The 5,738-nt window shown below is 72.4% G+C and carries 3 protein-coding genes; all 3 read right to left on the bottom strand.

Annotation, left to right across the window (positions count from 1 at the left end):
• Positions 1 to 142 precede the first annotated feature (142 nt).
• Positions 143 to 2,566, bottom strand: coding sequence for a tetratricopeptide repeat protein (locus tag AB0G28_RS49005; protein ID WP_361106496.1), 2,424 nt, complete (start codon positions 2,564 to 2,566; stop codon positions 143 to 145).
• A 266-nt stretch (positions 2,567 to 2,832) separates the two neighbouring features.
• The gene (locus AB0G28_RS49000; protein ID WP_361106493.1) at positions 2,833 to 3,126 is read right to left on the bottom strand and encodes a hypothetical protein; all 294 of its coding nucleotides are present in this window, start codon (positions 3,124 to 3,126) and stop codon (positions 2,833 to 2,835) included.
• A 5-nt stretch (positions 3,127 to 3,131) separates the two neighbouring features.
• A partial coding sequence (locus tag AB0G28_RS48995) for a polymorphic toxin-type HINT domain-containing protein (protein ID WP_361106491.1) occupies positions 3,132 to 5,738 on the bottom strand: 2,607 nt, incomplete at its 5' end.

Below are 5,738 nucleotides of genomic sequence, written 5' to 3'. Positions count from 1 at the left end.
CCCGCGGCCCACCACAGCGCCCCAATGTGGCGTTCGGTGCGTCCAACGCACCCAATGTGGCGTTCGGTGCGTTGGACGCAACCAACGCCACATTGGGGCGCTTGGGACCGGCTCGTCGCGGCACCGGCGGGTCGCCGTCACCTCACCCGCCCGCCGCGACCGAGCAGCCGACTCCCGCGGTGACCTCGGCCGGCTCCGGCAAGCCCAGCTCCCGGTGGTGATCGCGGGCCGCGCGCCAGTGCTCGCGTGCGCCCTCCGGGTCACCCGTCGCGGTCAGGGCCCGGGCGAGGCCGGTGTGGGCGCGCGCCGCCGCGTGCAGGCTGCCGAGGTCGGCCGCGATCGCCAGCGCGCACTCGTGTGCCGTCCGGGCGTGGGCGGTGTCGCCGAGTTCCAGTGACGCGTCCGCCAGGCACAGCAGCGCTTCCAGGTGCAGGTCCCGGTCGCCGGCCTGCTCGGCGATCGCCGTCGCGCGGCGGAAGTAGCCGCAGGCCTCCGCGTGCCTGCCGGACCGCAGGTGCGTGTCGCCGATGTTGAGCAGGGTGCGGCCGGTGTCGCACAGGTCGCCGGTCTGCTGGTCGATGACGAGCGCCTTCGTGTGGAACTCCAGCGCCTCGGCGTACCAGCCCAGCCGGCCGTAGACGTAACCGAGGTTGGTCAGCGCGGTGCGTTCGCCCGACCGGTCGCGCACCTCGCGGGCCAGGGTCAGCGCCTCCCGCTGGAACTCCGCCGACCGCGCGAAGTCGGCGTTCCAGGACGCGATCGCGCCGAGCGTGCCGAGCGCCCGGCACTCGCCCCAGCGGTCTTCCGCACCGCGGAAGCAGTCCAGCGCCTGTTCGGCGAACCGCGTCGCCACCTCGTAGCGGCCGACCTGGCTGTGGGTGGCCGCGAGGCTCACCAGCGCGTGCCCGCGGGCGACCGGGTCCGCCGACTCCGTCGCGCTCGTGTGCAGGACCAGCGCCTCCCCGATGTAGCCGCCGGTCTGCAGGTAGCGGAACAGGATCCGCGACAGCAGTCCCGCGTGGCCCGACGAAACGCCGTGGATGCCGGCCCCGACCAGGTTGGCCCGTTCGGCGTCCAGCCACGCGGCCGCCCGCTCGCGGTCGGTCAGGACCGGGATCGGCAAGCCGGGATCGGGGACGGGCGGCCGGTGGCCACGTACGCGCGGCGCGTAGTGGTCCATCGCGGTGGCGGCGGCGAACGTGTAGTAGTCGAGCAGACCCGTCAGCGCGGCCCGCCGTCCGGCGGAGACGTCCTCGTCCTCGGCGCGCGCCATCCCGAAGGCGCGCACGAGGTCGTGCAGCTCGAACCGGTCCCCCTCGCGGCGCCGCACCAGGCTCGCGGCGACGAGCCGGTCCGCGGTCCGGGTCGCCTCGTCCAGGCCGGTCCCGGCGAGCGCGGCGATGCCATAGGCGTCCAGATCCGCGCCCGGGTGCAGGGAGAGCAGGCGCAGCGCCCGCCGTTCCGGCTCGCCGAGCTGGTCGTAGGACAGGCTGATCGACGCGTCGACGGCGTTGTCGAGGCGCAGGTGCGCGCGTCGTTGCTCGAGCCGTTCGAGGTGGTCGGCCAGCAGCCACGACCGGTGGGCGGGCGCGGTCATCCGCAAGGCGGCGAGGGTCAGCGCGAGCGGCAGCCGCCCGAGCTCGGCGGTGATCCGCCGGGCCACGCCGGGTTCGCGGTCGACCCGTTCGGCGCCGACGGTGCGCCGCAGGTAGGCCAGCGCTTCGTCCGGGCTCAGCACGTCCAGCCACACCTGGGCGGTCCCGGGCAGCGCGATCCGGCTGGTGACGAGAACCGGCCCACCGCGCTCGTCGGGCAGCAGCGGCCGGACCTGGTCCTCGCTGTGCGCGTTGTCGAGGACGACCAGCAGGCGCCGCCCGGCCGATCGCTCCCGGTACACCCGCGTCTTGCCCGGCAGATCGGCGGGGACGGCGTGCCCGGGAACGCCGAGCAGCCGCAGGAAGGAGTCGAGCACCGCGGCCGGATCCACGGGCGGCTGGCCGGGATCGGGGTGGAACCCGCGCAGGTTCACGAAGAGCGCGTTGTCGAAGCGGCCGGCATGCAGCAGCTCGTGGCCGACGTGCACGGCCAGCCCGGTCTTCCCGACCCCGGCCATGCCCGCGATCGCCGACACCTGCCCACCGACGGCGTCCCCGAGCGCGGCGCGGAGCCGCGCGAGGTCCGTTCGACGCCCGGTGAAGTGCGGAATCGCCTCGGGCAACCCGAGCTGGGCTTGCACGAAGGACGCCGCCTCGGCGCGGCTGCGGACAACCCGCAGCATGTCCTGCCACCGGGCGACGTAACCGGGATCCGGGTACAGCACCTCGACGACGGCGAGCAGCAGATCGGTGTTGGGCCGCGCGCGCCCGGTGTTGAAGCAGTCGGCAACAGTGGTCCGGGCAGTGCGCTCGGCGGGCGGGCGCCCGGCCGCCGTCCAGAGCCGGTTGACGCCCTCGGCGATCTGCTTGTACGACGGGCCGCCCGCCCACGCCTTGAGCAGCCGCAGCTGGGCGATGAGCTCGGCCAGGGTGCGCGCCTGGCCGGGATCAGGTGGTTCGGTGAACGCCATCCCGCCATGGTGGCCGCGATCCCGCGGCGGCGGGCGCGGTTGGCGAAGATGGCCGACCTGCGTCGCGACCACTGCGTACGCCTGGTAGCACCTCCGCGACCAACGGTGCCGACTTGAACGTGAGCTGCCGTGGTTCCCGGCCACGCGGCCAAACCGCTCGGCCGTCATCGACACCACCGCCGGCGGCTCCCGGACGAAAAGCCAAGGAGCCGCCGAGTAGCGCACAACCGTCGGCCGTGACCGGCAACGCCGCCGACCGGAAAGTGTCAGTCCCCGGCGGTCAGGAACTCCCGCACGAGCCCGAAGAACTCGTTGATCCGCTCTGCGTCGCCGGCACCGGTGCCCAGCCGCCGGGCGACCAACTGGGACGCCTGGTAGTTCCAGGTGAGATTCGGACCGTCGCCGCCGTTGCGAGCCAGCCATTCACGGAAGCCGTTCAGGAACGCGAATTCGGTTGCCGTGTCGAATCCGTCGAAGAACGCCAGAGCCTGTTCCAGGTTGCCGATTCCGTATGCGCCCGGACGACGCATCACGTCGGCGGCGCGGTCGCCCGTGTCCATGACGCTCACCCTTCCGGCGACGGCTTGAAGTCGAAGTACTCACCGTACTTGAACTTCGTCCGGTATTCGTCGAGTGTCATGCCGTACCGCCCGGTCGTGGCGTCGTACACGCGGCCGTCCTTGATGAGGACGTCGTGGTAGTGCCAATCCGTGGCGTGCCAGACATCCGGTTTGTCGAGGTCGCGCATCTCACCGAGCTTCGCCCCGTAGCGATCGGTGGCACGGTAGATGTCACCACCGATCTTGGCCTGGATTTCCCGCGCGGTCTGCGTGCAGGTGTTGGTGCCGCACACCTCGGCCACCCGCTTCGGCACCCAGCTCTCGCCGAGGTCGTCGAGGCAGTTGTTGTGCACCAGCAGGTGCATGCTCGTGACGAAGTAGTCGTGGTCGCCTTCGACCTCGAAGTTGTAAACCGTGACGGCGCCGGTCGCGGTCTCCGTGGCGGTCACCTCCGGCGAGCCGCCTTCCAGGCTCTGGACCCGGTCGTGGACGCGCAGGTCCTCGGCGTGCACCCAGCCCCGCGCCGGAACCCAGAAGGGGTGCTCCCGGGTCACCCGGACGCTGGTCGCTCCGAAGTGGACGGTGACGAGCGCCTGGGCGTCGTGCTCGAAGGTCCGGACCACCTTCTGCAGCCGGGTCTGGCCCGTCACGGTGTCCTTGGCCCAGACCAGATCGCCGGTGCGGACCTGCTCGATCGGCCTGTCGCCATCCGCGGTGGCCACCAGTGTCCCGGCCGGGAAGCAGTTGACCTTGGCCTCGGCGATGATCGAGCGGCCGCGGTCGAGGACCTTCTTGAAGTTCGCTGTCTCCTCGAAGTACTTGCCGATGGTCCCGATGACACGCCAGAGCGCCTTGCCGACGTCGTACGCCTTGAGCACCGCCAGGCCGAGCGACGCGATGTCGATCGCGCCCATCAGGCAGTTGACGAGGTTCGGGTCCTTGACGCACGCCTTGATGCCGCCGATGAACAGGTCGACGAGGATCTGCCCGCCGTTGGCGATGATCCAGTCGATCAGGTTCTGCTCGGCGCCTCCTTGCGCCGCCTTGTACTGGTCGACCAGCTCCTGACCGCCGGCCGCCCGCAACGCGGCTTCGTCTTCGGCGCTGAGCGGGCCGGACTGCCCCTGCCCGCTCGCCTGACGTCGCTGCTCTTCCTCGTTCTGCCGGTCGGCGGCGAACTTGGCCGCTTCCGACGCCGCCTGGGCCGCGGCGTCGGCGTCCTTGCCCGCCTCGACGGCGACGGCACGGGCGCGCTCGGCGTATTCCTGGGCCGAGCTGGCGGCCGTACTGGCGCGTGTGGCCGAAGCCCGGGCCTGGACGGCCGAATTCGCCGCACTCCTCGCCGCTTGCTGGGCACTCTGCGCCGCGTTCCGGGCCTGTCTGGCCGACTCGGCGGCCTGCTCCGCGGACTTCTGCGCCTGGTTCGCCGACTCGTTCGCCTGGTCGGCGTAGATCTTGGCCTGGTCGGCCTGGCGGCGGGCCTCGTCGGCCGCCTGGGTCGCCTCGTTCGCGGCGTTCCGGGCACGAGCCGCGGCTTCGGCGGCCAACGCGGCGTTCGCCCGGGCGTTCGCGGCGATGCTCGCGGCCTCGGTCACGTACCGGTGGACGTCGGCCGCGTGCGTGGTCGTGTCGATGTCGCGTTGTTCCGCCTTGAACCGCTCGGTGCCGAGGAAGTCCTTCAGGTACGACACCGGGCCGGCAAGCGCGGCCTCGGCAGCCGCCTTGACCTCGGGACCGCCGTTCGTGAGGGCCTGCGTCACGGCGATCCGGTCGTCGTGTTCGGCCGCGACGTACTGCCCGGTGCGCAGGAATTCGGCGACATCGTCGGCGGTGCCGCTGAGGGCTCGGTTCGCGGCCTCCTTGGTGGCCGGGCCGCCGTTGTTGAGGATCAGCTGCGCGGCGATCCGGTCGTCGTCCGCCTTGCCCGGGTAAGCACGAGTTCGCAGGAAATCGGCCACTCCCCCGTCCGGTCCGGCGAACGCGCTCAGCGCGGCCTGCTTGTACCGCGTGTTCGTGGTCTCGTCAGCGAGCGCGGCGACGCTGGCCCGGTCGTCCTGCTTGGTGGAAACGGCCAGGCCGGTGCGCAGGAACTCGCGCAGGCCGGCTTCGTCCCCGCTCAGGGTGGAGGCCGCGGCGGCCTTGGTCCAGGGTCCGCCGCTTTGCATGAGCTGGACGGCGGCCAGCCGGATGTCCTTGATCACCGTCTCCGGTGCCGTGGCCGGGTTCGCCGCCTCATCCAGCAGCCGCTGGGTCTCCGCCGCCCGCTTCGCGGCCTCGCCGGCTTTCCAGTCCCCCGCGGCCTTGCGCGCGTCCTCGGCCTGCTTCGCGGCTTCCGCGTCGGCGATGGCCTGGGCTTTCTGGGCCTCGAGGCGGGCGGCGTCGGCGTCGCGGGAGGTCTTCTCGAGTGCGGCTGCCTGGTTTGCTGCTGTGGTCGCGGTGTCCGCCGACACCTTCGCCGCCGCCGCATACCGGGCCGCCGCGTCGGCGTCCTTCTTGGCCTGATCCGCCGCCGCGGCAGCCTGATCCGCCGCCAACGCCGCCGCATCCGCATGCCCCGCCGACGCGTTCGCCGCATCCCGCGCCTGCCGCGCCGCCCCCGCAGCCTGCGACGC

It is taken from the genome of Amycolatopsis sp. NPDC021455 (genome assembly GCF_040640995.1).
GTDB lineage: Bacteria > Actinomycetota > Actinomycetes > Mycobacteriales > Pseudonocardiaceae > Amycolatopsis.
The sequence above is the reverse complement of the archived record's forward strand: the minus strand, read 5'-3'. Positions and strand labels throughout refer to the sequence as shown.